This window comes from Methanobrevibacter sp., from assembly GCF_036307625.1.
Lineage (GTDB): Archaea > Methanobacteriota > Methanobacteria > Methanobacteriales > Methanobacteriaceae > Methanocatella.
The window spans coordinates 1-2,010 of sequence record NZ_JAXJXF010000005.1; the positions used below are offsets into that span (position 1 = coordinate 1).

Sequence of the window (2,010 nt, forward strand, 5' to 3'; positions counted from 1 at the left end):
CAATTAAATAGTTAATATAAATTTATCTAAATTTTTAACTATCTGACTTCCTTTCTCAGTATGGCGATATAATCTTCCTTTTCTAACTTCAGGATTAATACATTCAACTAACTCATGTGCTTTTAGCTCTGCTAGGACTTTTGAAATATGATTTGTTCTAATTCCTGAATCTTTAGCTATAATACTAGGTATTTTAACTTCATTCTCTAAAGCTTTCATTACTTTTGTTCTGTATGTTGAAATATTTACATAGCTAATCTCTGCTAGCATTTCATCGGATAATTCCATATTAACACTCCACTAATAATATATTAACTTCTTACAAAATAAATTGTATCTTCATCATAGCTACTTAGTGCATCATATGCTGCCTGTGTCATAAAGCGGAATTTACCAAAGACTCCATAATCTACGCCCATGTATACTGGACCTGTTGATTTTGCTAAATACATTTGTATTCCTCCAGAATGTTTTAATGGTATTACTGAATATGGATCAAGTGATTCTGTATCCCAGGAACTTCCATTATACTCTTTAATGGCTATAATTGAGCTTGTGACAATAGCTACACGATAACCTGCACTAACGCCTGTTGGTAATGTATTAGTTGTTCTTATTTCATCTACCGGTAATTTCCATCCAGCTTCCTCATCACTACCAACACCCGTATCACCTTTAGGTCCTGTATCTCCAGTATCCCCCTTAGCACCAGTATTTCCAGTATCACCTTTAACTCCTTGTGAACCGGTATCACCAGTATCTCCTTTATTTCCAGTTGCTCCTGTGTCACCTTTTTCTCCTTTTATATTTCCTACATTATCCCAAGCATTATCAAGCCAAACATAAAGGGAGCCGTTCACTAAATAGCTGTCTCCATCATTGCCTGTTGGATGTGCAGCTATTAGTTCCTGGTAAGTATTATACGAACCTTTAATAGTAGTAGCAATACCAGTAGCTCCAGTGTCACCAGTTGCCCCGGCCGGTCCAGTATCTCCAGCAGGTCCTGTGTCTCCAGTATCTCCTTTAGGTCCTTGTTCTCCTTTTTCTCCAGTTGCTCCAGTCTCACCTTTGTCTCCTTTACTACCTTTCTCACCAGTATCTCCTTTATCACCTGTATCACCTTTAGGTCCTACCGGTCCGGTTGCTCCAGTTTCTCCTTTTAAACTTCCTGCATTTTCCCACTGATTACCATTCCAGAAATAAAAGTTACCGTCAACAATGTATGCATCATTAACATTACCGGTCGGATGTTCAGCTATCAATTCTTCAAGTGAACTGTAGCTTCCTTTTATTGTTGTTCCAACTCCAGTGTCTCCTTTTTCTCCGGTATCTCCTACCACTCTTCCTAAACTTATCCATTCTGTTTCAGCCATTTTATTCCTCCTTTGTCCATGGTTCAACACTTATGCTTTCATATTGGATGTGTCCTCCAGCATCATAAATCATTATCGCAGGATAAAAAGTATCGAATGTTATTTTATCGCTTATGTCTCCTTCATATGTGAAATCAACTGTACTTCCATGCCTTATTGTTGCTTTAACATATCCGTTATCAAAATACAAATCGAAATAGTACTGTTGTGAATCCAATGTTAACTGTCCTGATGAAACATTAACATCACGTACTATGTGGTCTGTGTTTGAATATTTCAATCCCTTTTTACCGGGATATGCTCCCAATTCCAAAATCTTTGTGTCCCTGTAATGGCTTAATGATTTTGAATTGACTAAAGCTATGCAGTCTCCCCATCCTTGATTGCTGTCCTTTTTTTGATATAATGCTACATTAATGTGAATTCCATTAGTGCCATCAATACCGTTTGAATATACTTTTGGTATTGCCATTAGTGCTGAAGATGAAGTTACATCTTTGGTCAGGTCATATACTTCTGAGTAATCTACTTCAGTTACGTCAAATGTATGTGAAATGCCTGAAGGGTATTTTACAATGTCATAAGCTCCAGTATTATAATTCCAGGCATAGTCATTAAAGCTTTCAAATGGAGTGCA

Annotated in this window: 3 protein-coding genes; all 3 read right to left on the bottom strand. The window is 37.0% G+C overall.

Going from position 1 to position 2,010, the window contains the following annotated elements; all coding sequences use genetic code 11:
- Positions 1-3 precede the first annotated feature (3 nt).
- Positions 4-288, bottom strand: a complete 285-nt coding sequence (locus UIB65_RS00070) for a transcriptional regulator (protein WP_330039134.1) — start codon at positions 286-288, stop codon at positions 4-6.
- A gap of 23 nt (positions 289-311) precedes the next feature.
- Positions 312-1,373: a hypothetical protein gene (locus UIB65_RS00075; RefSeq protein WP_330039135.1), complete on the bottom strand. Its 1,062-nt coding sequence runs from the start codon at positions 1,371-1,373 to the stop codon at positions 312-314.
- 1 nt (position 1,374) lies between these two features.
- Positions 1,375-2,010, bottom strand: a 636-nt coding sequence (locus UIB65_RS00080) for a hypothetical protein (RefSeq protein ID WP_330039136.1), incomplete at its 5' end; no start/stop codon positions are given.

Coding starts and splice junctions, on each gene's coding strand:
- UIB65_RS00070 (WP_330039134.1), bottom strand. CDS start 288: ATGGAATTATCCGATGAAATGCTAGCAGAGATTAGCTATGTAAATATT.
- UIB65_RS00075 (WP_330039135.1), bottom strand. CDS start 1,373: ATGGCTGAAACAGAATGGATAAGTTTAGGAAGAGTGGTAGGAGATACC.